Origin of the sequence: Streptomyces sp. NPDC052079 (genome assembly GCF_040680275.1) — a bacterium.
Taxonomy (GTDB): domain Bacteria; phylum Actinomycetota; class Actinomycetes; order Streptomycetales; family Streptomycetaceae; genus Streptomyces.
Window position 1 is genome coordinate 57,061 of sequence record NZ_JBFAWL010000003.1, and the last position, 21,984, is coordinate 79,044.

General features: G+C 71.7%; 20 protein-coding genes and 2 pseudogenes. 11 read left to right on the forward strand and 11 right to left on the reverse strand.

Annotation, left to right across the window (positions count from 1 at the left end):
* The first annotated feature begins 289 nt into the window (after window positions 1-289).
* The 3 genes from AB0L56_RS07595 to AB0L56_RS07605 all read left to right on the forward strand — a co-directional run bounded on the left by AB0L56_RS07595 (window position 290) and on the right by AB0L56_RS07605 (window position 3,645).
* Window positions 290-1,198, forward strand: a complete 909-nt coding sequence (locus AB0L56_RS07595; protein WP_365420071.1) for a S1 family peptidase — start codon at window positions 290-292, stop codon at window positions 1,196-1,198.
* 205 nt (window positions 1,199-1,403) lie between these two features.
* Window positions 1,404-2,321 carry a slipin family protein gene (locus AB0L56_RS07600; protein WP_365420659.1) on the forward strand — a complete coding sequence of 306 codons (918 nt, stop codon included), beginning with the start codon at window positions 1,404-1,406 and terminating at the stop codon, window positions 2,319-2,321.
* Between the two features lie 277 nt (window positions 2,322-2,598).
* Window positions 2,599-3,645, forward strand: a complete 1,047-nt coding sequence (locus AB0L56_RS07605) for a S1 family peptidase (protein WP_361033152.1) — start codon at window positions 2,599-2,601, stop codon at window positions 3,643-3,645.
* Window positions 3,646-3,727: 82 nt separating this feature from the next.
* On the opposite strand, the pseudogene AB0L56_RS07610 reads toward AB0L56_RS07605, so the two are convergent.
* Window positions 3,728-4,520, reverse strand: a pseudogene (locus AB0L56_RS07610) (DUF3533 domain-containing protein).
* 154 nt (window positions 4,521-4,674) lie between these two features.
* On the opposite strand from AB0L56_RS07610, the gene AB0L56_RS07615 reads away from it, so the two are divergent.
* Together AB0L56_RS07615 and AB0L56_RS07620 are read left to right on the forward strand one after the other, a co-directional pair.
* Window positions 4,675-8,244, forward strand: coding sequence for a DNA polymerase III subunit alpha (locus tag AB0L56_RS07615; protein ID WP_365420074.1), 3,570 nt, complete (start codon window positions 4,675-4,677; stop codon window positions 8,242-8,244).
* Window positions 8,241-9,209, forward strand: a complete 969-nt coding sequence (locus AB0L56_RS07620; protein ID WP_365420077.1) for a hypothetical protein — start codon at window positions 8,241-8,243, stop codon at window positions 9,207-9,209. The genes AB0L56_RS07615 and AB0L56_RS07620 overlap by 4 nt, the downstream gene beginning before the upstream one ends.
* Window positions 9,210-9,227: 18 nt before the next feature.
* Here AB0L56_RS07620 and AB0L56_RS07625 read toward each other — a convergent pair whose 3' ends face one another.
* Window positions 9,228-9,602 (reverse strand): cupin domain-containing protein, encoded by a 375-nt coding sequence (locus AB0L56_RS07625; protein ID WP_365420663.1) that lies wholly within the window; start codon window positions 9,600-9,602, stop codon window positions 9,228-9,230.
* Window positions 9,603-9,691: 89 nt separating this feature from the next.
* On the opposite strand from AB0L56_RS07625, the gene AB0L56_RS07630 reads away from it, so the two are divergent.
* Together AB0L56_RS07630 and AB0L56_RS07635 are read left to right on the forward strand one after the other, a co-directional pair.
* Complete coding sequence (locus tag AB0L56_RS07630; protein ID WP_365420081.1) at window positions 9,692-10,138, forward strand: MarR family winged helix-turn-helix transcriptional regulator; 447 nt, start codon at window positions 9,692-9,694, stop codon at window positions 10,136-10,138.
* Between the two features lie 173 nt (window positions 10,139-10,311).
* Entirely contained in the window at window positions 10,312-11,172 is an 861-nt protein-coding gene (locus AB0L56_RS07635) for an alpha/beta fold hydrolase (RefSeq protein ID WP_365420084.1), read from the forward strand.
* A gap of 111 nt (window positions 11,173-11,283) precedes the next feature.
* On the opposite strand, the gene AB0L56_RS07640 is transcribed toward AB0L56_RS07635, so the two are convergent.
* On the reverse strand, window positions 11,284-12,348 hold the full coding sequence (locus AB0L56_RS07640; RefSeq protein WP_365420085.1) for a lytic polysaccharide monooxygenase: 1,065 nt from the start codon (window positions 12,346-12,348) through the stop codon (window positions 11,284-11,286).
* A 178-nt stretch (window positions 12,349-12,526) separates the two neighbouring features.
* On the opposite strand from AB0L56_RS07640, the gene AB0L56_RS07645 reads away from it, so the two are divergent.
* Window positions 12,527-13,000 (forward strand): GNAT family N-acetyltransferase, encoded by a 474-nt coding sequence (locus tag AB0L56_RS07645; RefSeq protein ID WP_365420088.1) that lies wholly within the window; start codon window positions 12,527-12,529, stop codon window positions 12,998-13,000.
* Between the two features lie 25 nt (window positions 13,001-13,025).
* Here the strand turns inward: AB0L56_RS07645 and AB0L56_RS07650 are convergent, their stop codons facing one another.
* Window positions 13,026-13,160 carry a hypothetical protein gene (locus tag AB0L56_RS07650; protein ID WP_365420091.1) on the reverse strand — a complete coding sequence of 45 codons (135 nt, stop codon included), beginning with the start codon at window positions 13,158-13,160 and terminating at the stop codon, window positions 13,026-13,028.
* A 138-nt stretch (window positions 13,161-13,298) separates the two neighbouring features.
* Between AB0L56_RS07650 and AB0L56_RS07655 the strand changes: the two genes are divergently transcribed.
* Window positions 13,299-13,919, forward strand: coding sequence for a class I SAM-dependent methyltransferase (locus tag AB0L56_RS07655; protein ID WP_365420094.1), 621 nt, complete (start codon window positions 13,299-13,301; stop codon window positions 13,917-13,919).
* A gap of 12 nt (window positions 13,920-13,931) precedes the next feature.
* Here the strand turns inward: AB0L56_RS07655 and AB0L56_RS07660 are convergent, their stop codons facing one another.
* Both AB0L56_RS07660 and AB0L56_RS07665 read right to left on the reverse strand, forming a co-directional pair.
* Window positions 13,932-14,432: a DUF402 domain-containing protein gene (locus tag AB0L56_RS07660; protein ID WP_365420097.1), complete on the reverse strand. Its 501-nt coding sequence runs from the start codon at window positions 14,430-14,432 to the stop codon at window positions 13,932-13,934.
* On the reverse strand, window positions 14,413-15,342 hold the full coding sequence (locus AB0L56_RS07665; RefSeq protein ID WP_365420100.1) for a GNAT family N-acetyltransferase: 930 nt from the start codon (window positions 15,340-15,342) through the stop codon (window positions 14,413-14,415). The genes AB0L56_RS07660 and AB0L56_RS07665 overlap by 20 nt, the downstream gene beginning before the upstream one ends.
* Window positions 15,343-15,448: 106 nt before the next feature.
* Between AB0L56_RS07665 and AB0L56_RS07670 the strand changes: the two genes are divergently transcribed.
* Window positions 15,449-15,814 carry a GntR family transcriptional regulator gene (locus AB0L56_RS07670; RefSeq protein WP_361032913.1) on the forward strand — a complete coding sequence of 122 codons (366 nt, stop codon included), beginning with the start codon at window positions 15,449-15,451 and terminating at the stop codon, window positions 15,812-15,814.
* Window positions 15,815-15,992: 178 nt separating this feature from the next.
* Here AB0L56_RS07670 and AB0L56_RS07675 read toward each other — a convergent pair whose 3' ends face one another.
* The 5 genes and pseudogenes from AB0L56_RS07675 to AB0L56_RS07695 form a co-directional block, all read right to left on the reverse strand.
* Window positions 15,993-16,760, reverse strand: a complete 768-nt coding sequence (locus AB0L56_RS07675; RefSeq protein WP_365420104.1) for a DUF72 domain-containing protein — start codon at window positions 16,758-16,760, stop codon at window positions 15,993-15,995.
* Between the two features lie 16 nt (window positions 16,761-16,776).
* A pseudogene (locus AB0L56_RS07680) lies at window positions 16,777-17,872 on the reverse strand (DUF5925 domain-containing protein).
* Window positions 17,873-17,933: 61 nt separating this feature from the next.
* A complete protein-coding gene (locus tag AB0L56_RS07685) occupies window positions 17,934-18,758 on the reverse strand; it encodes a polysaccharide deacetylase family protein (RefSeq protein ID WP_365420107.1) in 825 nt (274 codons plus the stop codon).
* Window positions 18,751-19,761, reverse strand: coding sequence for a glycosyltransferase family 2 protein (locus AB0L56_RS07690; protein ID WP_365420110.1), 1,011 nt, complete (start codon window positions 19,759-19,761; stop codon window positions 18,751-18,753). Before AB0L56_RS07690 ends, AB0L56_RS07685 begins: the two co-directional genes overlap by 8 nt.
* On the reverse strand, window positions 19,758-20,579 hold the full coding sequence (locus AB0L56_RS07695) for a glycosyltransferase family 2 protein (RefSeq protein ID WP_361032928.1): 822 nt from the start codon (window positions 20,577-20,579) through the stop codon (window positions 19,758-19,760). The genes AB0L56_RS07690 and AB0L56_RS07695 overlap by 4 nt, the downstream gene beginning before the upstream one ends.
* A 596-nt stretch (window positions 20,580-21,175) precedes the next feature.
* On the opposite strand from AB0L56_RS07695, the gene AB0L56_RS07700 reads away from it, so the two are divergent.
* Window positions 21,176-21,982 carry an SGNH/GDSL hydrolase family protein gene (locus AB0L56_RS07700; RefSeq protein ID WP_361032931.1) on the forward strand — a complete coding sequence of 269 codons (807 nt, stop codon included), beginning with the start codon at window positions 21,176-21,178 and terminating at the stop codon, window positions 21,980-21,982.
* Window positions 21,983-21,984 lie beyond the last annotated feature (2 nt).

Here is a 21,984-nt window from a genome sequence, read left to right on the forward strand (position 1 = left end):
CCGGATCCGGAGGGTCGACTTCCGGACAGGGTGCGGCTGTTCGACCCGTCGTCAACTTGATGTGATCGCTGGTGACGCAACCCTTCCACCGGGTCAAATCCCCTACTTGGTTCAAAACTTGACGGCCGAAAGGCACCCTTGCGCCGAACGGTCGGTCGGCCGAATACTCGCCATCAGCGCTTGTCAGGGGCACGACGTGTTCGGAATCCGGGCACTCTGCTCACTGGCTGCGCCTCACGGGCCCCCCGACCCCACGAGGGCCCCCTACTTCCTTTGTGGAGGAACGCAAGTGAGGATCAAGCGCACTACCCCCCGCAGCGGCATGTCGAGACGCACTCGGCTGATCGCCGTATCCACCGGTCTCCTGGCCGCTGCCGCGATCGTGGTCCCCAGCGCGAACGCGGCCGAGACCCCCACCACCTTCAGCTCCGCCGAGCTCAAGAGCGTCAGCGGCTCGGTGCTGAAGGCCGACATCCCCGGCACCGCCTGGGCCGTCGACAGCAAGACCAACCGGGTGCTCGTCACCGTCGACAGCACCGTCTCCCAGGCCGAGATCAACAAGATCAAGCGGCAGGCCGGGGACGAGGCCGGGGCGATCACCATCAAGCGCACCCCGGGCACGTTCAGCAAGCTCATCCAGGGCGGCGACGCCATCTACGCGAGTAGCTGGCGCTGCTCCCTCGGCTTCAACGTCCGTTCCAGCAGCGGAGCCGAGTACTTCCTGACCGCCGGCCACTGCACCGACGGCGCGGGCACCTGGTACTCCAACTCCGGCCGCACCACGGTGCTCGGCTCGACGGCCGGCTCCAGCTTCCCGGGCAACGACTACGGCATCGTCCGGTACACCAACTCCTCGGTCAGCAAGCCCGGCACCGCCAACGGCGTGGACATCACGCGTGCGGCCACCCCGAGCGTGGGCACCACCGTCATCCGTGACGGTTCCACCACGGGCACGCACAGCGGCCGGGTCACCGCCCTCAACGCCACCGTCAACTACGGGGGTGGCGACATCGTCTCCGGCCTCATCCAGACCACGGTCTGCGCCGAGCCCGGCGACTCCGGCGGCGCGCTCTACGGCAGCAACGGCACCGCGTACGGTCTGACCTCCGGCGGCAGTGGCAACTGCACCTCCGGCGGCACGACCTTCTTCCAGCCGGTGACCGAGGCCCTGAGCGCCTACGGCGTCAGCGTCTACTGAACCCGGCTCCGCGCGACCGGTCACACCGGTCACACCGGTCCCGCCCGCAGCCGGCAGCGCGGCGAGCCCCCGCACGCAACTCGCGTGCGGGGGCTCGCCCTTGCGGGGGGACGGGGCTACCGTCGAAGGACACACCAGGACGCGCGCCGGGAGGCACCGGGCGCGGGATCGCCTGATGCGCCACGTCGGACCCTGGGGGGCCGTGATGGTCGAGGAACTGGTGACGGCGGGAGCGGCGGCGGCGTCCGCCGGAGCGGTCTACGCGATGGCGGCGGCGCGGGTCGTCAAGCAGTACGAGCGGGGCGTGGTGTTCCGGCTCGGCAGGCTCCGCCCGCAGGTGCGCGGGCCCGGGTTCACGATGATCGTCCCGGTCGTGGACCGGCTGCACAAGGTCAACCTGCAGATCGTCACGATGCCGGTCCCGGCCCAGGAGGGCATCACCCGCGACAACGTGACGGTACGCGTGGACGCGGTCGTCTACTTCAAGGTCGTCGATGCCTCCGCGGCGCTCGTCAACGTGGAGGACTACCGCTTCGCCGTCTCCCAGATGGCACAGACCTCGCTGCGTTCGATCATCGGCAAGAGTGACCTCGACGACCTGCTGTCGAACCGCGAGAAGCTGAACCAGGGCCTGGAGCTGATGATCGACAGCCCCGCGGTCGGCTGGGGCGTGCAGATCGACCGGGTCGAGATCAAGGACGTCTCCCTGCCCGACACGATGAAGCGGTCCATGGCCCGCCAGGCCGAGGCCGACCGCGAGCGCCGCGCCCGCGTCATCAACGCCGACGCCGAACTGCAGGCGTCCAAGAAGCTCGCCGAGGCGGCCCAGCAGATGGCCGAAACCCCCTCCGCGCTCCAACTGCGGCTGCTGCAGACCATCGTCGCGGTCGCCGCCGAGAAGAACTCCACCCTCGTCCTGCCCTTCCCGGTGGAACTCCTGCGCTTCCTGGAACGCGCCTCGCAGCCGGTGTCCACGGCCCCGCAGCCGTCCTCCCGGCCGGTGCGGGAGTCGGTGCCTGAGCAACGTCCGGCCGACACGCCCCGTGGGGAACCGGACCACGGAGGGGCGATTTCCGGCCAAGCGCGGATTCCGGGGCCTGTACCGCCGGTTACCCCCTCGTAACGTTTGCAGTGTGAACCGGTCTGCGTGCCATGACCTGTCAGGACATAGGGGGCGCACGGCCGTTGTCGTACGCGCGTCCTGAAGTCGACCTTGTGTGCTCCCTGTGGGGTTCGGAAGAGTAGGCGCCGTTCTACCGGCACGGGTGTGGCTTTTTGCTGTGCGCCGACCCCGTGGCCGTACGCCTTCCGGTCCGGTGAGGTCCCCACAACCTCCCGGGCCGTCCCCCACAGGAGGACGTGAGTTGAAGCACCGACGCATACCCAGGCGACGTGCGGTCATGGCGGGTGCGGGCATCGCCGCACTGGCCGCGGGCGCGGTCACCTTCCAGACTGCGAACGCCGGTGAGGTCCCGGCGGACCCCACGCCCCGGACCCTCTCGGTCGGAGCGGCCGGAAAGCTCGCCTCGACGCTCGCCCAGGACCTGGGCGCGGACGCGGCGGGAACGTACTACGACGCGAAGGGCAAGTCCCTCGTGGTGAACGTGCTCGACGAGGCCGCCGCCGAGACCGTCGAGTCGGCCGGTGCCAAGGCGAGAGTCGTGGCGAACTCCCTCGCCGAACTGAAGAGCGCGCGCGCCACCCTCAAGCAGGACGCCACCATCCCGGGGACCTCCTGGGTGACCGACCCGACCACCAACAAGGTCGTCGTCACCGCGGACCGCACCGTCTCCGAGACCGAGTGGGCCGAGCTGACGAAGGTCGTCGACTCCCTCGGCGCCAAGGCCGAACTCCAGCGCACCAAGGGGGAGTACAAGCCCTTCATCGCGGGCGGCGACGCCATCACCGGCAACGGCGGGCGCTGCTCGCTCGGCTTCAACGTGACCAAGGGCGGCGAGCCGCACTTCCTCACCGCCGGACACTGCACCGAGGGCATCTCCACCTGGTCGGACTCCTCCGGCAACGTGATCGGTGAGAACGCGGCGTCCAGCTTCCCCGGCGACGACTACGGCCTGGTCAAGTACACCGCCGACGTGGACCGCCCGAGCGAGGTGAACCTCTACAACGGCTCCACGCAGGCGATCTCCGGCGCCGCCGAGGCCACCGTCGGCATGCAGGTCACCCGCAGCGGCTCCACGACCCAGGTGCACTCCGGCACGGTCACCGGTTTGGACGCCACCGTGAACTACGGCAACGGCGACATCGTCAACGGTCTGATCCAGACCAACGTGTGCGCGGAGCCCGGCGACAGCGGCGGCTCGCTCTTCTCGGGCGACAAGGCGGTCGGCCTCACCTCCGGCGGCAGCGGCGACTGCTCCTCCGGCGGCACGACCTTCTTCCAGTCGGTGACGGAGGCCCTGTCGGCCACCGGTACGCAGATCGGCTGATCGCACTCGTCATCACGTCCCGCTCCTCCGCCACGGAGGGGCGGGACGTCTGCGTCACCGTGCACGGGGGTGACGACAGGACCTACGGGGCGAGCGCCGGCCGCGGGTCCGCGCCTGTCCGTTTCCGCCGCAGTGCCGCCATCAGCAGGGTGAGAGCCGTCCCCGCCAGGGCCCCACGCCGACAGGACCAGCAGCACGGCGGTCATGCCGCTGCCCCCGAAGTACGCGCTCGAGCGGGCCGCCCAGGTGCCCGCACCCGGTGGCAGCGCCGGTCCGACGGCCGGCCACCCAGAACGGCGGGAGCAGGGGACGCGGCAGTGCGCCGCCCGCGCTCGGGTTGCCCAGGATCACCACGAGCAGGATCGCCACCCCGATGCCGACGACCCCGAAAAGGCCTGCAGGGCGAGCGTGGCGGCCCCCACGGCGAAGGTGATCAGCGCGCCGGCCCCAACAGGGCCGCAGGCCCGCCCGGCAACGTGTCCAGCGCCAGTCCGGCGATGAGGGCACCGCCGAGTCCGCCGAGCAGGGTGTCGGTGGTCCCGCCGGGGTCGACGACCAACGCGCCGTCGAGGTCCCGGTTCCCGAGCTGCTCGCGGGCGGTGGCCGCGTCGGGCACCGGCCGCGGGTCCAGGGGTGAGCCGGGCAGCTGCTCCAGCCCGGTCACGGTCCGCTCGGCCGTGGCCGGGGGCGCGACGACCCCGAAGAGCGCGTCCCGCAGCTTCGGGTGGTGCAGGGCTCCCCATGTAGGAGGCGATGAAGAGCAGCTGGAGCGCGATCACGCCGAGGGCGGGCAGGGTGGCCCGGGGCGTGTCGGCGGCCCGGGTCTCGTCGAGGAACGAGTCGGGGCGAGTGCCGGTGTCGGCGCTCTGTGTCATGGTCCTGCGGTGCGGGGGAGTGGACGTTTGTGCAGGTGGGGAGGGGGCGAATGGTTGTCGCACATGCATTCGAGAATTGGTCTATGGTGGGGGTGAGGTAGCTGGGAACAGTTGTTCGAGAGTCGGTCGGGGCTCACGAGTGCGGGAGGTGAACGTGCCGGGTTTCACGCATCTGCACACCGTCTCCGGGTTCTCCCTGCGCTACGGCGCCTCCCATCCGGAGCGGCTGGCCGAGCGTGCCTCGGAGCGGGGCATGGACGCCCTCGCCCTCACCGACCGCGACACCCTCGCCGGGTCCGTCCGCTTCGCCAAGGCCTGCGCGAAGGCGGGCGTCCGCCCGCTGTTCGGCGCGGAACTGGCGGTGGCGGCACCCGTGACCCCGGAGGGCGACGAGTCCGTACGCCGGACGGAGAGGCGCCGCACCCCGGTGCGCGGCGGTGCCTTTATCGACGAGTCGACACCGCGCGTCACCTTCCTCGCCCGGGACGGCGCCCGCGGCTGGGCCGATCTGTGCCGTCTGGTCTCCGCCGCCCACACCCATGAGGGGCTCCCGCTGCTGTCCTGGGAGGACAACCACGCCGACGGCCTGACCGTGCTGCTCGGCCCCGACTCCGACGTCGGCCGGGCCCTCGCCGCGGGCCGCCCCGACCGCGCCGCCCGGCTGCTCGCCCCCTGGCGGGAGGTCTACGGCGACGCCCTGCGCCTGGAGGCCGTCTGGCACGGACGCGAGGGCACGGGGCCCGGCTCCCTGCGGCTGGCCGCCCGCACCCTCGGCTTCGCCGCCGAGCACCACGTCCGGCCCGTCCTCAGCAACGCCGTCCGCTACGCCGACCCCGGTCTCGGCCCGGTCGCCGACGTGCTGGACGCCGCGCGCCGGCTGGTCCCCGTCGACCCGGCCAAGGGGCTGGACTCCGGTGAGGCCTGGCTCAAGGACCAGGGCGCCATGCTGGAGACGGCCGAGCGGGTCGTGGAGGCCGCGGGCTTCCGGCGCGAGGCAGCCCTGCGGCTGCTGGAGCAGACCCAGGCCACGGCCGCCGAGTGCCTGGTCGACCCCGAGGACGACCTCGGCATGGGCAGCGTCCACTTCCCCGAACCGCATCTCGTCGGCGCCGGCCGCCGCACCGCCCAGCGGGCCCTGGCCTCCCGGGCGGCGGCGGGCATGGTGCTGCGCGGCTACGCCGGCCGCCGGGAGTACTGGGAGCGGATGCACTACGAGCTGGACATCATCGCCCACCACGGCTTCGCCTCCTACTTCCTGACCGTCGCCCAGGTCGTCGACGACGTACGGAACATGGGCATCCGGGTGGCCGCACGCGGCTCCGGCGCCGGCTCCCTGGTCAACCACCTTCTCGGCATCGCGCACGCCGACCCGGTCGAGCACGGGCTGCTGATGGAGCGCTTCCTGTCCAAGGAGCGGGTCGTGCTGCCCGACATCGACATCGACGTGGAGTCCGCGCGGCGTCTGGAGGTCTACCGCGCGATCATCGACCGGTTCGGCACCGAACGGGTCGCCACGGTCGCCATGCCGGAGACCTACCGGGTGCGCCACGCCATCCGTGACGTCGGCGCGGCGCTGTCCATGGACCCGGCCGAGATCGACCGCGTCGCCAAGTCCTTCCCGCACATCCGCGCCCGCGACGCCCGCGCGGCGCTCGAAGAGCTGCCCGAACTGCGGGAACTGGCGGGGGAGAAGGAGAAGTACGGCAGGCTGTGGGAGCTGGTCGAGGCCCTGGACGGGCTCCCGCGCGGCATCGCCATGCACCCCTGCGGAGTGCTGCTGTCCGACGCCTCCCTGCTGACCCGTACGCCGGTCATGCCGACCAGCGGCGAGGGCTTCCCCATGGCACAGTTCGACAAGGACGACGTGGAGGACCTCGGACTGCTCAAGCTCGACGTGCTGGGCGTGCGGATGCAGTCGGCGATGGCGCACGCCGTCACCGAGGTGGAGCGGGCGTCGGGGGAGCGGATCGACCTGGACGCGGTGCCGGAGGGCGACCCGGCGACGTACGGGCTGATCCGGTCCACCGAGACGCTCGGCTGCTTCCAGATCGAGTCCCCCGGCCAGCGGGACCTGGTCGGGCGGCTCCAGCCGGCCACCTTTCACGACCTGGTCGTCGACATCTCCCTCTTCCGGCCCGGTCCGGTCGCCGCCGACATGGTGCGCCCGTTCATCGAGGCGCGGCACGGACGGGCGCCGGTGCGCTGTCCGCACCCGGACCTGGAGGAGTCGCTGAAGGGGACGTACGGGGTCGTCGTCTTCCACGAGCAGGTCATCGACATCGTGTCGATCATGACCGGCTGCGGGCGCGGCGAGGCGGACCGGGTGCGGCGCGGGCTGTCCGACCCGGAGTCGCAGGGGCGGATCAAGGTCTGGTTCGCGCAGCACGCGGCGGCCCGCGGCTATGACGCAGAAACGATTCATCGCACCTGGGAGATCGTCGAGGCCTTCGGGTCCTACGGCTTCTGCAAGGCGCACGCGGTCGCCTTCGCCGTGCCGACGTACCAGTCGGCGTGGCTGAAGGCGCACCACCCGGCGGCCTTCTACGCGGGGCTGCTCACCCACGACCCCGGGATGTATCCGAAGCGGCTGCTGCTGGCGGACGCGCGGCGGCGGGGGGTTCCGGTCCTGCCGTTGGACGTGAACAAGTCGGGGGTCGCACACAGGATCGAACTGGTGTCTGATTCAGATTCACCTGATCCCCGAGGTTCGTCTGAACCCCAAGGTTCTGGCCCCGAAGGGGCGAAGAAGGTGTGGGGACTCCGGCTGGCCCTTTCCGACGTGCACGGCATCAGCGAGGCCGAGGCCGCCCGGGTCGCCGACGGGCAGCCCTACGCCTCACTGCTCGACTTCTGGGAACGGGCCCGCCCCAGCCGTCCGATCGCCGGACGCCTCGCCCAGGTCGGCGCACTGGACGCGTTCGGCGCCAACCGGCGCGATCTGCAACTGCACCTGACCGAACTGCACCGGGGCGCCCGGGGCGGCCGCGGAGAACAGCTCCCGCTGTCCGGCGGCCGGGGGACCGCCCCGGCCGGGCTGCCCGACCTCACCCCGTCGGAGAAGCTCAGCGCCGAGCTGGGCGTGCTGTCCATGGACGCCTCGCGCCATCTGATGGACGACCACGGCGCCTTCCTCGAGGAGCTGGGCGTGGTCTCCGCGCGGCGGCTGCGCGAGGCACGGCACGGGGACACCGTGCTGGTCGCGGGGGCCAAGGCGGCCACCCAGACCCCGCCCATCCGCTCCGGCAAGCGGGTCATCTTCTCCACCCTGGACGACGGCACCGGCCTGGTCGACCTCGCCTTCTTCGACGACTCCCACGACGCCTGCGCCCATACCGTCTTCCACTCCTGGCTGCTGCTGGTGCGCGGGGTGGTGCAGCGCCGCGGCCCGCGCAGTCTCAGCGTGGTCGGCTCCGCCGCGTGGAACCTCGCCGACCTGCTGGAAGTGCGCCGGGAGGAGGGGCTGGAGGGCGTCGCGGCCCGGCTGGCCGGGACGGACGGAAGCCGGGGCGGCGATCCCGGGGACGGCCCGGCCCGCAGGCGGCTCGCCGGTTCGGACGGGCGGCCTGCGCCGGCCGGTTCCGCGGCACAGGACCCGATGGAGGACAGGACGATCCGCATGCCCACGGGGTACGAGATGCACCCCTGGGCCGATCTGCGCCCCGCGGGTGAAGGGCCCGCGGTGGGAAGGAAGTTGTGGCACCAGAGTCCGGGGAGTGCGGGATGACCATTCTCTGCGTACGTTTCCAGCTGCCTCCGATGCATGAGGCCGCCCTGCCGGGGCTGCTCGGCCTGCTGGAGGAGTTCACCCCCGTGGTGCAGGCGATGCCCCCCGACGGGGCCCTGGCCGATCTGCGCGGCGCCGAACGGTACTTCGGGCGCACCGCCCTGGAACTGGCCTCGGTGATCCGCGTCCGTGCCCTCGCCCTGCACGGCGTCGACTGCGTGATCGGCGCCGGGCCCGGCCCGATGCTGGCCCGCATGGCCCTGGCGGACGCCCGGCCGGGGCTGACCCGCGCGGTGGCCGAGGACGAGGTGCGCGAGTTCCTCGCCGACAGGCCCGTCGTCGCGCTGCCCGGGGTCGGCACCAGGACCGCCCGCACCCTGTGCGAGTACGGCCTCGACACCCTCGGCCGGGTCGCCGCCGCACCGCTGTCCACGCTCCAGCGGCTGGTGGGCGCCAGGGCCGGGCGCGAACTGCACGAGAAGGCGAACGGCATCGACCGGGGCCGGGTCGTCCCCAACGAGGTCTCCCGGTCCCTGGCCACCGAACGCCCCTTCACCCGCGACGAACTGGACCCCGGCCGGCACCGCCGCGCCCTGCTCTCGGCCGCCGGGGAACTGGGGGCCCGGCTGCGCGCCCTCGACAAGGTCTGCCGGAGCCTCACCCTCACCGTGCGCTACGCCGACAGGTCCACCACCACCCGCACCCGCACGCTCGCCGAGCCGACCGCACACTCCGCCGCGCTCACCGAGGCGGCGTACGGCCTGTACGAGGCGCTCGGTCTGCAACGCGCCCGGGTGCGCGCGATCGCGCTCCGCGCGGAAGGCCTCGACCCCGCCGAGCAGGCCTCCCACCAGCTCACCTTCGACCCGGTGGACGAGAAGCTGCGCAGGCTCGAGGAGGTCGCGGACCGGGCGCGGGCGAAATTCGGCCCCCGCGCGGTGATGCCGGGCTCGCTGGCCGCATAGGCCCCGGTCCCGGTGGCCTCAGTTGGCCCACGGCGGCATGATGCGCGTGCCGTCGGCCAGGGTCGCCTCCAGACCGTGGGACGTGGTGACCCAGGAGACCGCGGCCTCCGCGGCCGGGTTCTCGACGGCGAGGGTCGCACCGCGGTTGACGATCACTGTGTCGCCCGCGGTGATCCGGTGGACGGTGCCGTCGAGGGTGATCAGCAGCTCGCCGGCGAGCAGATGGAAGATCTCCTCCCGGCTGACGGTGTGCGCGGGCGCGCGGGTGCCGGCGGGGATCTCACCCCGCCAGGCGCACAGTTCCCTGCTGCCGGTCGACGGGGTGGCGTACGCGACGAAGCGGGCGCCGTGCATCTCGTGGACGACGGCTTCGGACGGGCGGACTACGGGCATGGCGGTGGCCTCCGAGGAGAAACTGGTCAAGGCGCTTGACTAGATGGTCAAGTATCTTGACCACTTCGTCAAGGTGCTTCAATGCCTCCGTGCAGAACTCCGAGGCCATGGCCCTGTCCGCCGCCCTGCTCGCCGTCGCCGGAGAGCTCACCCGGCGCATTCACGACGGCGTGGTCGCCCGTGGGTTCGAAGGAATGCGGCCCGTGCACGGTTTCGCTTTCGCCCGTCTCGCCCCGGACGGTGCGACGGTCACCGATCTCGCGGTTCATCTCGGGGTGACCAAGCAGGCCGCGAGCCAGCTCGTCGACGAGTTGGTGCGCAAGGGACACGCCGAGCGTCGCCCGCACCCCGAGGACGCGCGCGCCCGGCTGGTCGTCCTCACCGAGTCGGGGTGGGCCTGCACCCGGGCGGCCGAGGAGGCGGCGGCGGAGGCCGTACGGACCTGGGGCGCGGCCCTGGGAGAGGCGGAACTGCGCGCCTTGGCGGAGACGTTGCTGCGCATCGCGCCCAATGGGCCGATTCGCCCCACTTGGTGACGTCATATCAGTTGCCGACCGGCGACCGCAGGCTAACGCTGGAAGTTTTTACCGACCCGTAACTTCCCCCTTTTACTACTCACCCGTAACTTGACGAGTGAACAGCATCCTCGTGATCCGGATCACAGGGCGTAGGACCCCACCCTTCCCCTCTTCCGCAAGGAGATCACGCGATGCTGCCCTGGAAGCGAGTGATCAGACCCCTGGCCGCACTCCTGCTGGCCGCCGCCGTCACCCTCCCCGCCGCGTCGAGCGCTCAGGCCGCCAACGCGCCCCGCTCGGGCTGGAACGACTGGTCGTGCAAGCCCTCCGCCGCCCACCCCCGCCCCGTCGTCCTGGTCCACGGCACCCTCGGCAACTCCGTCGACAACTGGCTGGGCCTCGCGCCCTATCTGAAGCACCGCGGCTACTGCGTCTTCTCCCTCGACTACGGGCAGCTCCCCGGCGTCCCCTTCTTCCACGGCCTCGGGCCCGTCGAGAAGTCCGCCGAACAACTCGACGCCTACGTCGACGACGTGCTCGCCGCGACCGGCGCCGCGGAGGCCGACATCGTCGGCCACTCCCAGGGCGGCATGATGCCGCGCTACTACGTCAAGTTCCTCGGCGGAGCGGACGAGGTGAACGCCCTCGTCGGCATCGCGCCCAGCAACCACGGCACCACACTCAACGGCCTCACCAAGCTGCTGCCGTTCTTCCCCGGGGCCGAGGACCTGCTGAGCAAGACCACCCCCGCCCTCGCCGACCAGATCGCCGGATCCGCCTTCCTCACCAAGCTCAACGCGGGCGGCGACACGGTGCCCGGAGTCCGCTACACCGTCATCGCCACCCGCTACGACCAGGTCGTCACCCCGTACCGCAGCGCCTATCTGTCCGGGCCGAACGTGCGCAACGTGCTGCTCCAGGACCTCTGTCCGATCGACCTGTCCGAGCACCTGGCGATCGGACTGTTCGACCGGATCGCCTTCCACGAGGTGGCCAACGCCCTCGACCCGGCCCACGCCAAACGCACCACCTGCGCCTCGGTGTTCCACTGACACGTGTAGGCCGCGGCTGACACGTGTAGGCCGCGGCTGACACGTGTAGGCCGTGGCGCATGGCGCGGGGCCCTGTCCGGCCTGAGCCGCCGGACAGGGCCCCGAGTCGGGTCAGCGGCCCTGCCGCCCGGTCGCCGTGCGCCGCCGCGCGGAGGCGAACAGCGCCGCCGAGCCGAGCGCCAGCGCCGCGGCGCCGCCGATCATCAGATACGGAGTGCCGGCGTCACCGCCGGTCTCCGCGAGGTTCTCCGCGGCCCCGGCCGCCTTGGGCCGGTTCGCGGTCCCGGCGTCCGTGCCGGTGCCGTCGCCCGCCGCGGCCGGCTCCGCCGAGGTGCTGGGGTCGTCGTCACCGTGCCCGTGGTTCTCGACGGTCGACTTGTCGGCACCGTCCTTGATCTGCTCCTCGGACGGAGCGGAGGCCGTCGGCGCCGGGGCGGGCGCCTCCTTCGGCGTGTCGCCCGAACCGGAGGCCTCACCTCCGCCCGCCTCACCGTCATCCGCCTTGCCACCCTCCGCTTGGGAGTCGCCCCCCGCCTGCGAGCCGCCCCCGAAGGTGACGTCCGAGCAGGAGTAGAACGCCTCCGGGCTGTCCGACCGCTGCCAGACCGCGTACAGCAGCTGCTTGCCGGAGCGCTCGGGCAGGGTGCCGCCGAAGGTGTAGAAACCGCCCGACGCCGCCGGGTCGGTGGAGGTCGCCACCGGATGCGCCAGGTCCAGGTTGTCCCAGGCCAGCGGCTGCGACGGGTCGTAGCCGGGCTTGGTGATGTACACCTTGAAGGTCCCCTTGTGCGGGGCCGTCACGCGGTACTTGAAGGTGTACGAGCCGCTGTTGACGCTCGTCGCGGGCCAGTCGGCACGGGCCAGATCGAGACCCTTGAACGCCTCGTTGCCGGCGCTGCACAGCTTGCCGTCGGGGATGAGCTCCTGGTGGCGCCCGCCCGCGTCACCGATGCGGATGCCGTTCCAGTCGTACAGCGCCTGGGTGCCGCCGGCCGCGACCGCCGCTTTGCACGCCGCGGATCTGGGGCTCTCCGGGCCCTCGGCGTAGCACTGGGCGACGCGGCTGACCGGGTCTCCCACCGAACCGTGTGCGGACGCCGGTGCGGCGGGCAGCCCGGTCAGGGCGAGCGGGACGAGACCGACGGCGGCGACAGCGGCCTTGCGGCGTGCGGACATGGGGCAGCAACTCCTCGAAAGGGCGATCTCTGGATCCTGTGGGGGGCATCCCGTGGGGGTGGCTCAGAAGCTAGCCGCAAGGAACCGCGAAAACGCCCGGCGAAGGCCCCTGAGAGAGATCCTTATGGCCGCGTTAAGGGAGTGCTCAGGCTGGGATCAGGTAGGTACCGTGCGCGGCATGACGAACCAGCGGATCCGCCCGGCGGTCGCCACCGACGTCCCCGAGGTGAAGGCCGTGATCGACGCCGCCTTCCGGCCCTATATCGCGCGCATCGGGGTGGTGCCGGTGCCCATGGAGGCGGACCACGCGGCGAACGTGGCCGCGGGCAGGGTGTTCGTGGCCGAGGAGCCGCACGGAGCGGCGGGCACCGCGCGGGTTGCCGGTCTCGTCGTGGTCGAGCCGCGCGAGGACCACCTCTACCTGGACATCATCGCCGTCCGCCCCGATGCGCACGGCACCGGGCTGGGGCGGCTGCTGCTGGAGTTCGTGGACACACACGCGCGTGCGCTCGGACTGCCGGAGATCAGGCTCTACACGAACGCCATGATGTGGGAGAACCAGCAGATCTATCCGAAGTTCGGCTACGAGGCGGTGGAACGCAGGGTCACCGGGCCCTACGACCGGATCCACTACCGCAAGCGGCTGGACTGAGCCCCGTGCCGCGAGGGCGTTGGGTTCAGTAGTCGGGCCACCAGGTGCGGGCGATGTCCTTGCGGACCTCGGGTCGTCCCCCGAGACGCTCGTCGGCCTCCTCGCGGACCTGGCGGGTGTCCGTCTTCCTCGGGGGCTTCTGCACGGTGATGCGGCGCATGGCTGCCTCCTTCAGGGTCCACCGGGTTCCGTGTTCTCACGGAGGTAGACCTTTCGGGGGAGAGTTCCTCATCGGTTCTGTTCTGTCTGTGGCGGCAGTCACGAATCGATTGTCAGTGGCAGGTGTCACTCTGGGGCCATGACCACGTATGACAGTGACGGGGCGGGCACGGACGGTACCGACTGGGATGCGCGGGCCGCCGCCTTCGACGAGGAGCCCGACCACGGGCTGCGCGACCCGGAGGTGCGCGCGGCCTGGGCCGGACGGTTGCGGGACTGGCTGCCCGCGCGGACCGGCGATGTCCTCGACCTGGGCTGCGGCACCGGCAGCCTGTCGCTCCTCGCGGCCGAGCAGGGGCACCGGATCACCGGGGTCGACAGCTCCCCGGCGATGGTGGCGCTCGCCCGGGAGAAGCTCGCCGGACGCGACGCGGTGTTCCTCGTCGGTGACGCGGCGGCACCGCCGGTCGGCGAGGAGCGCTACGACGCCGTCCTGGTCCGGCATGTGCTCTGGACGCTGCCCGAGCCGCAGCGGGCGCTGCGACACTGGCGGGACCTGCTGCGGCCGGGCGGGCGGCTGGTACTGGTCGAGGGCGTGTGGGGGACGGTGAGCCCGGTCGGCATACCGGCGGACACGCTCACCGCCCTCCTCGCCCCGATGTCCGGGCGGCTGCGGGTGGAGCGGCTGTCGGGGGACCGGACGCTGTGGGGCCGCGACGTGGACGACGAGCGCTACGCGGTGGTCGCGGTTCCGGACTGATCCGAGAACCCCTCAGGCGAGCAGTGCCCCGAATCCGCCCTCGCGGGCCCGGGCGTCCAGCTCGTCGAGGGCGGCCACCGCGGCGGCCGCCGCCTCGGGATCCCTGGTGAGCAGACCGCTCGCCGCGAACTCGTCCTCGTCGAGCCGCCGTACGTCCGTGCCGTCCGCGGAGACCCACAGGTCCAGGTCGAGGTCCTCGACGACCAGCCGGCCGCCGGAGAGCTCCGCGGGGCGGGTGATGTCGCAGTAGTGGCCCTTGAGGGCGCCCTCGGCGGTTCGGACCTCCTTCACGGAGTACCACCGGTCGCGCCAGTAGTGCTCCGTGAAGACGTCACCGGGCTCGAAGCACACGAAGCCGAAGTCACGCACGCCGTCCCCCGCCCAGGGGGCGCGCACGCTGACGCGCGTGCCGTCGTCGGCGAGCAGCTCGGCCGGGTAGCGGATCTTCATCCGCCCCGCCTTGACGAGGACGACCTCCACCCGCTGCGGTCCGTCAGCCGAGCTCGCGGACATACCGCACCTCCGTCCCGCAGATCTCGTACCCGAACCACTTGTTGATCGCGATCATCGGCCCGTTCCCGGTGTCGTTGCCCGTGAACGCCTCCGTGTACCCGGCCGCACGGGCGCGATGCAGCGAGTCGTTCTTGGCGAGCTTGGCCAGACCCCGCCCGCGGTGGGCGCGGGCGGTACCGGTCATGAGCGTGGCGTACCGGGTGCCGCCGTCCGTGCGGGCCGCGGAGAAGGCGGCGGGGCGGCCGTCCACCAGCGCCACCGTGGTCAGCTCGGGGCTGAACATCGGATGCCGCCAGGTCTGTGCCAGCCACGCCTCGTAGTCGGTGAACGCGGTGTCCACATCGCTCGGCTCGTCCGCCATGGTCTCCGCGTCCAGCTCGAACAGCGGGCGCGGGTCACCGGCGAAGTCCGAGGCCCGGCGCAGCTCCACGCCCGGCGGCGGGTCCTGGAGCGGGGGCAGGGTGCCGTGCGCCAGGTCCAGGCGGAGGAAGTGGGCGGAGCGGCTCGCCCGGTACCCGTGCCGCTCCGCGAAGGCGCGGTGGCCCGGCTCGTCCAGCACCCAGGCCAGCAGCCTCGTCGCCCCGTGCGCGGCCAGATGCTCCTCGGCGGCGCGCACGAGCAGCGTTCCGGCGCCCCGGCGCGTGTGCCGGGGATGGACGTACACGTTGACGTTGCCCTGGCCCGGCTCGGAACTCTCGTGCGCCAGGTGCACCTGCGCCGTGCCGATCACCTCGCCGTCGGCCACGGCCACGAGGGGGCGGTAGCGGGCGGCGGGGTGCATGTGCGCCAGTTCGTGGGCCAGGGAGTCCGGGGTGACGAGGATGAACGGCAGCGCGGCGTGCCGGACCCGGGCGAAGCCCTCCAGGTCGGCGCGCGCGTCGGAGCGCAGATCGCGGACGGTCACTGTCATGGGGGCGCACGCTACGGGGGACGCGCGCGGCTTGCCTCCTATTTTCCGGGGGGTGCGGGATGGAGGGCGGGTGCGGTGCGCAGGGTGGGTGCGGGACAATCGGGGCGTGACCTTGAAGATCCGGATCGACGACGGCGTACCGCCGTACGAGCAGATAAGGGCCCAGATTTGCGAGCAGGCCCGGTCGGGAGTGCTGCCGGTGGGCTACCGGCTGCCGACGGTGCGGGGGCTGGCCGAGACGTTGGGGCTGGCCGCGAACACGGTGGCCAAGGCCTATCGGGCGCTGGAGGCGGATGGGGTGATCGAGACGCGGGGGCGCAACGGGACGGTGGTCGCTGCTGCGGGCTCTGCGGTGGAGCGGGAGCTGGCCTCTGCGGCGCAGGCCTATGCCGCGAGGGCGCGGCGGCTGGGGTGCTCGGAGGAGGAGGCGACGGCTGCCGTGGGGGATGCACTGCGTGCGGCTTATGGGTGAGCACGGGTTCCCTGTCGGGGCTTTGCGGGTCAGCGCCGTTGCGGCTGGGATTCGAGCCCGGCTGCGGGTGCGTTGTGGCTGGTCGCGCAGTTCCCCGCGCCCCTGGGGGTGTGTTCCTGAGCGTGGGCTGTATAGGTCGACCCCCGCGTTGGGGCTGGTCGCGCAGTTTCCCGCGCCTCTACGGACGCGTTCCTGAGCGTGGGCTGTACAGGGGGAGGCCTGCTGTTTGGGCTAGTTGTGTGAAGGTTTGGGCGTCGGTTACTGCTGCTGCGTTGGGGTCGTTGTTGAAGTACGCGTAGATGTTGTCGTGTGGGGACCATGTGGTCGCTATGCGGTCCAGCCAGGTGCGCAGGGACTGGGTGCCGTAGCGGGGCCAGGGGTGGGCGCGGCCCTGGTGGAAGCGGACGTAGCCCCAGTCGGCCGTGCGCCACAGGGGCGTCACGGGGCGGGCCTGTACGTCGGCCCAGCACAGGGCGGCGCCCCGGGACTCCAGTACGGCGCGTATCTCGGGCGTCCACCAGGACTGATGGCGCGGCTCGACCGCCACCCGGGTCGACGCGGGGAAACAGCGCAGACAGGTGTCCAGCAGCGTGGGGTCGGCCTGGAGCGTGGGCGGGAGCTGGAGGAGGACCGGGCCGAGCCGGTCGCCCAGTCCGGCGGCCCGGCTCATCAGACGTTCCACCGGCTCCTCGGGGTCGCGCAGCCGTTTGATGTGCGTCAGGTAGCGGCTCGCCTTGACCGCGACGACGAAGCCCGGCGGGGTGCGCTCCCGCCAGTTCTCGAAGGTCTCCCGGGACGGCAGCCGGTAGAAGGCGTTGTTGATCTCGACGGTGGGGAAGTGCGCCGCGTACTCCTCCAGCCAGTGCTGCACCGGAAGCTCGGCCGGGTACAGCACCCCGCGCCAGTCCTTGTACTGCCACCCCGACGTCCCGACAAACAAGGTCATACGACCATCAAAGCACCTACAGGTACAGGCCCGCGTCCTTGTCACCCCGGGGTTCGGGCAGGGCCGTCGGGGAGGTGCCCCGGCGCAGTGCGTACAGCTCGGCCAGGCTCGCCCCGTGGCGGCCGACGCCGTCCTCGGCGCCCAGCCAGTTCACCGCCTCCGCACGGGTCAGCTGGCCCACCTCGATCCGGGCGAGGCAGCGGCCGGGGCGGACCACCGCCGGGTGGAGGCGTTCCAGGTCCTCGTTGGTGGTGACGCCGACCAGCACGTTGCGCCCCTGGCCCAGCAGACCGTCCGTCAGGTTCAGCAGCCGGGACAGTGCCTGGCCGGCCGTGTGCTTGGCCTCGCCGCGGATCAGCTCGTCGCAGTCCTCGAGGAGCAGCAGCCGCCAGCGGCCCTTGCCCGCCGCGTCCTCCTCGCCGATCGCGATGTCCATCAGATAGCCGACGTCGGAGAAGAGCCGCTCCGGATCCAGGACGCAGTCCACCTGGCACCAGTCCCGCCAGGACCGGGCCAGTGTGCGCAGGGCGGAGGTCTTGCCGGTGCCCGGCGGGCCGTGCAGCAGGAGCAGCCGGCCCGAGATGTCCTCGGGGGTCGTCTTCATCAGGCGGTCCATGGCGTCCGCCACCGGCGCGGTGTAGTTGGGCCGGATCTCTTCCCATGTGCCCGCCGAGATCCGCCTGGGTGGTGCGGTGCGGGCCGCGGCGCGGGGAGACGTACCAGAAGCCCATGGTGACGTGCTCCGGCTGGGGTTCGGGCTCGTCCGCGGCGCCGTCGGTGGCCTCGTCCAGGATCTTCGCGGCGAGGTCGGAGCTGGTCGCGGTGACCGTGACGTCGGCGCCCCGGTTCCAGCGGGAGACCAGCAGGGTCCAGCCGTCGCCCTCGGCGAGCGTGGAGCTGCGGTCGTCGTCCTTCGCCAGCCGCAGCACCCGCGCGTTCGCGGGCAGCAGGGTCGCGCCGGAGCGTACGCGGTCGATGTTGACGGCGTGCGAGTACGGCTGCTCGCCCGTCGCGAAGCGGCCGAGGAACAGCGCGTCGACGACATCGGACGGGGAGTCGCTGTCGTCCACGTTGAGCCGGATCGGCAGTGCGTCGTGCGGTTGCGCGGACATGCCGCCATGATCGGTCACGGCGGCGCCGCGTGCACCCGATTTCCGCGCTCCGCGCGGCTGGTCATTCCGGTACCGCCCGGCCCGTTCGGTCCGGCGGACGGCGGAGCAGCCGTCCCGCCCGCCGGGTGCGGCGCACCATCGCGTACCCCTTGGTCAGCGCGCGGTCCCGGGCGAAGGTGCGGGCGACGGCCCGCCCCTCGACCAGCCGTTCGAACTCGGCGGCGGACGTGGACCTGCGCACCGTCACGCGCCGCAGGGCGTACGGCCCCTGGGCGCGCCGGGCGAGGCCGTTGCCGACGGCGAGTGCCTGGGCGTACCCCGCCTCCCGCACCGCCTCGCGCACCCGGCGGCTGGAGTAGCCGTAGGGATACGCGAACGACACGGGTACGGACCCCAGCTGGTCCGAGACGATCTCCTTGCAGAGGATCAACTCGGAGCGCAGCCGGCCCTCGTCGAGCTGGTCGAGCTGCGGATGGCTGTGACTGTGCCCGCCGATTTCCACCCCCTCGGCGGCCAGTTCCCGCACCTGGTCCCAGTCGAGCATGATGTCCGGCGCGCCGCCGGTGTCGTGCGGCCCTTGGAGCCAGCCGGTGGAGACGAACAGGGTGGCCGGGAAGCCGTGCCCGGCCAGCACGGGCAGGGCGTGGCGGTGCACGCCGTCGTAGCCGTCGTCGAAGGTGACCAGGACCGGCCGCGCGGGCAGCGGGCGGCCCGAGCGCCAGCGGGCGGCCAGTTCGGCGGTGGTGAGCGGAGTGAGGCCCCGGTCCGCGATGACCGCCATCTGCTCGGCGAACGCGCCGGGGGGGACGGACAGGGCGCGGGTCGCCTCGTCGGGGTCGTCCGCGACCGCGTGGTACATGAGGATCGGCACGCGTACGTCAGTCACGGCCACCGCCCTCCCCGACGTCCACCACGGAGAAGGTGACCCCGCCCCGCCGGGCCCGCACGCTCCCCACCAGATAGCCGCCCGCCGCCGTGAGCACCCCGGCGACGATCGCCCCCGCGCGGCCCGCGCCGCCCGGGCGGGCGAGCAGGGCGTCGCGCAGTCCCCGCACCACCCCGGCCGGCAGCACGCGTGTGGTGTACCGGCGTTCGGACTCGAGCCCCTTGTCCGCGCCGACGCTGCGGGCCACCAGCGCCTTGGACAGGCCCTCGGCGTAGGTCCGGGTCCGAAAGTAGCGGAAGCGCTCGCGGGCCGCGGGCACCCGGTGGTGGATCACCGCGCGGTCGTCGATCAGCAGGACCGCGTCGGGCCGGGCGCGACTGAGGCGGATGCACAGCTCCGTCTCCTCCCCGCCCAGCGGGCGCTTGCTGCCGTCGCGGCCGATGCCGCTGGCGAAGCCGCCTGCCGCGTCGAAGGCCTCGCGCCGGAAGGACGCGTTGCCGCCCAGGACGTTGCGCACCCGCGCCCGTCCGCGCGGCAGGCCCCGGTAGCTGCAGCCCACCACCCAGTCGAACTCCTCGGGGAACCAGCTGGGACGCCGGCCCGACGCCCAGACCGGCTCGGTGCGTCCGCCGACCGCCATCACGCGCGGGTCGGCGTACCCCTCGGCGAAGTGCTTCAGCCAGTCGCGTTCGGCCATGGCGTCGTCGTCGAGGAAGGCCACGACGTCGCCGCGGGAGGCGGCGATACCGGTGTTGCGGCCGGCGGACAGGCCGCGGGGGCCCGCGTTGGCGAGCACCCGCACGACGGCGCCGTCCGGGGGATCCTTGTACTCCTTGGCCAGGCGGTCCAGGAGAGCCGGGTTGTGGTCGACGACCAGCAGGGTCTCCAGAGCCGGCCGTGACTGCGCCCGCACCGAGGCGACCGCCGCGAGGACGTCCGCCCAGCGGTCCTCGGTGTAGGCACAGATCACGACCGAGATGCCCGGGGTTCCGGGATCGCTCAAGACGCCTTCCCCCGGACCGTGTCGAGCAGCGGCGAGCGGTGCGGCCGGCGGCGCAGGGCCCGCCGGTTGGAGCGCTCCCCGAGGATCACCCGCAGCACCCGGAAGCCGTCGCGCACCGCCCGCAGATTGCTGGTGCCGTGGATGCGCAGGTACTCGTGGCTGGGGATCTCCTGCACCTTCAGCCCCGCCTTGACGACCCGGATGTTCATCAGGGTCTCGACCTCGAAGCCGGTGCAGTCGAGGTCGATCTTGTCCAGGCAGTGCCGCCAGAAGGCGTTGTAGCCGTAGCAGAGGTCGGTGTACCGCGCGCCGAACTTGTGGTTGACCACGGCGCACAGCACCCGGTTGCCGAGTTTGCGGATGAAGGTCATGTCGTCGGTGCCGCCGCCGTTGGCGAAGCGGGACCCCTTGGCGAAGTCCGCGCCGGAGACCAGCGCGGAGACATAGCTGACGATTTCGTTGCCGTCCGCCGAGCCGTCCGCGTCGACCATCACGATGATGTCGCCGGTGCAGGCCTCGAAGCCGGAGCGCAGCGCGTCCCCCTTGCCCTTGCCGCGCTGTCCGACCACCTTCACGTCGGACCACAGTTCGCGTGCCACCTCGACGGTGTTGTCGGTGGAGTTGCCGTCGACCAGGACCACTTCGTGGATCCAGTCGGGAAGCGTCTTGAAGACGTACGGCAGGTTCTCCGCCTCGTTCATGGCCGGTATCACCACGCTCACCGGTGGCGCGATGGCCAGGTGCGTGGAGACGGGCCGGTATTTCCGGGCGACCGGCGGATCCTGGTCCGCGGCCGCCGACTGCAGTACGGAGCTCATGAGTCTGGTCCCTCTCGTCCGGTGGACCGCCCGCCCCTCGGGCGGCCCGGCTGTTCGTCCGGTTCGAAAGGGGGGTTCTCACTCCACGGCACGACGGACGCAACCGACGTGCACGCAGGGTGAGCTGGCAAAACTGGCCGGCCACGGAAACGGCAGCCGACCGCGCGGCACGGCCCGGTCACTGTTGCGGTCACCGAGCACGGCACCCCCCTACCGCGCCCCGCGCCGGTTCGTCGCGGTCCTGAGCCCTCCCCTGGAGCCGCGTACTGACGGACCGATGCGGGTGAGATGTATGACGGTATTGACGATTGAACCCGAATGGCAAGACCTGGAGAGGCACATCACGTATTTGGCGTTATGCCGTTACAGATGTCTCTTGCCCGGATTGTGTGTGCGCATGGCCGACTTTGCCCCCCGAAGCGTCGGATGCCGGGCTTCACAGTGGCGCACCCCGTAGGGGGCGTCAAGGGCCGAAAGTCCCCGCGGACAGATTCCGTCCAGAATTGAATCAGCAACAGTTTTGGCATGGACACTTCCGGTCAACACGCGTAGTTGGTACGACGGTTGTGGCAGAGATCCTGCTAAAGGGAGGTTCCATGAGACGTTCCCGACTTGTCCTCTTTCTTGGCTCACTCCTCCTCGCCGTCACCACCGCCCTCACCGGGGCAACGGCGGCCCACGCGGACCAACAGGCCGCACCCGGCGGCTATGTGGCGCTCGGCGACTCCTACTCCTCCGGTGTCGGAGCCGGCAGCTACATCTCCTCCAGCGGCGACTGCAAGCGCAGCACGAAGGCCTACCCCTACCTCTGGGCGGCCGCCAACTCACCCTCGTCCTTCGCCTTCACCGCCTGCTCGGGCGCCCGAACGGGTGATGTTCTCTCCGGGCAGCTCGGCCCGCTCTCCACCGCCACCGGCCTGGTCTCGATCAGCATCGGTGGCAACGACGCAGGGTTCGCCGACGTCATGACGACCTGTGTGATCCAGTCCGACAGCTCCTGCCTCTCCCGGATCGCCACCGCGCGGGCGTACGTCGACTCGACGCTGCCCGGCAGGCTCGACAGCGTCTACTCGGCGATCTCCGCCCGGGCGCCGAACGCCGATGTCGTGGTGCTCGGCTACCCCCGCTTCTACCGGCTCGGCACCTTCTGCGTCGGTCTCTCCGAGACCAAGCGGAAGGCGATCAACGACGCCGCCGACCACCTCGACAACGCCATCGCCCAGCGCGCCCGGGCGCACGGCTTCACCTTCGGCGACGTCCGCACCACGTTCACGGGCCACGAGATCTGCTCCGGCAACTCCTGGCTGCACAGCGTGGACTGGTTGAACATCGGCAACTCGTACCACCCGAAGGCGGCCGGCCAGTCCGGCGGCTATCTGCCGGTGCTCGACGCCGCGGCCTGATC

What these genes read in the sequence shown, in the direction of transcription:
- AB0L56_RS07600 (WP_365420659.1), top strand. Translation starts at nt 1,404, where the DNA reads ATGGTCGAGGAACTGGTGACGGCGGGAGCGGCGGCGGCGTCCGCCGGA.
- AB0L56_RS07665 (WP_365420100.1), bottom strand. Translation starts at nt 15,342, where the DNA reads ATGACAGTGACCGTCCGCGATCTGCGCTCCGACGCGCGCGCCGACCTG.
- AB0L56_RS07620 (WP_365420077.1), top strand. Translation starts at nt 8,241, where the DNA reads ATGACCATTCTCTGCGTACGTTTCCAGCTGCCTCCGATGCATGAGGCC.
- AB0L56_RS07650 (WP_365420091.1), bottom strand. Translation starts at nt 13,160, where the DNA reads ATGCGCCGCATCACCGTGCAGAAGCCCCCGAGGAAGACGGACACCCGC.
- AB0L56_RS07605 (WP_361033152.1), top strand. Translation starts at nt 2,599, where the DNA reads ATGGCGGGTGCGGGCATCGCCGCACTGGCCGCGGGCGCGGTCACCTTC.
- AB0L56_RS07635 (WP_365420084.1), top strand. Translation starts at nt 10,312, where the DNA reads ATGCTGCCCTGGAAGCGAGTGATCAGACCCCTGGCCGCACTCCTGCTG.
- AB0L56_RS07660 (WP_365420097.1), bottom strand. Translation starts at nt 14,432, where the DNA reads ATGTCCGCGAGCTCGGCTGACGGACCGCAGCGGGTGGAGGTCGTCCTC.
- AB0L56_RS07645 (WP_365420088.1), top strand. Translation starts at nt 12,527, where the DNA reads ATGACGAACCAGCGGATCCGCCCGGCGGTCGCCACCGACGTCCCCGAG.
- AB0L56_RS07640 (WP_365420085.1), bottom strand. Translation starts at nt 12,348, where the DNA reads ATGTCCGCACGCCGCAAGGCCGCTGTCGCCGCCGTCGGTCTCGTCCCG.
- AB0L56_RS07625 (WP_365420663.1), bottom strand. Translation starts at nt 9,602, where the DNA reads ATGCCCGTAGTCCGCCCGTCCGAAGCCGTCGTCCACGAGATGCACGGC.
- AB0L56_RS07655 (WP_365420094.1), top strand. Translation starts at nt 13,299, where the DNA reads ATGACCACGTATGACAGTGACGGGGCGGGCACGGACGGTACCGACTGG.
- AB0L56_RS07695 (WP_361032928.1), bottom strand. Translation starts at nt 20,579, where the DNA reads ATGAGCTCCGTACTGCAGTCGGCGGCCGCGGACCAGGATCCGCCGGTC.
- AB0L56_RS07675 (WP_365420104.1), bottom strand. Translation starts at nt 16,760, where the DNA reads ATGACCTTGTTTGTCGGGACGTCGGGGTGGCAGTACAAGGACTGGCGC.
- AB0L56_RS07700 (WP_361032931.1), top strand. Translation starts at nt 21,176, where the DNA reads ATGAGACGTTCCCGACTTGTCCTCTTTCTTGGCTCACTCCTCCTCGCC.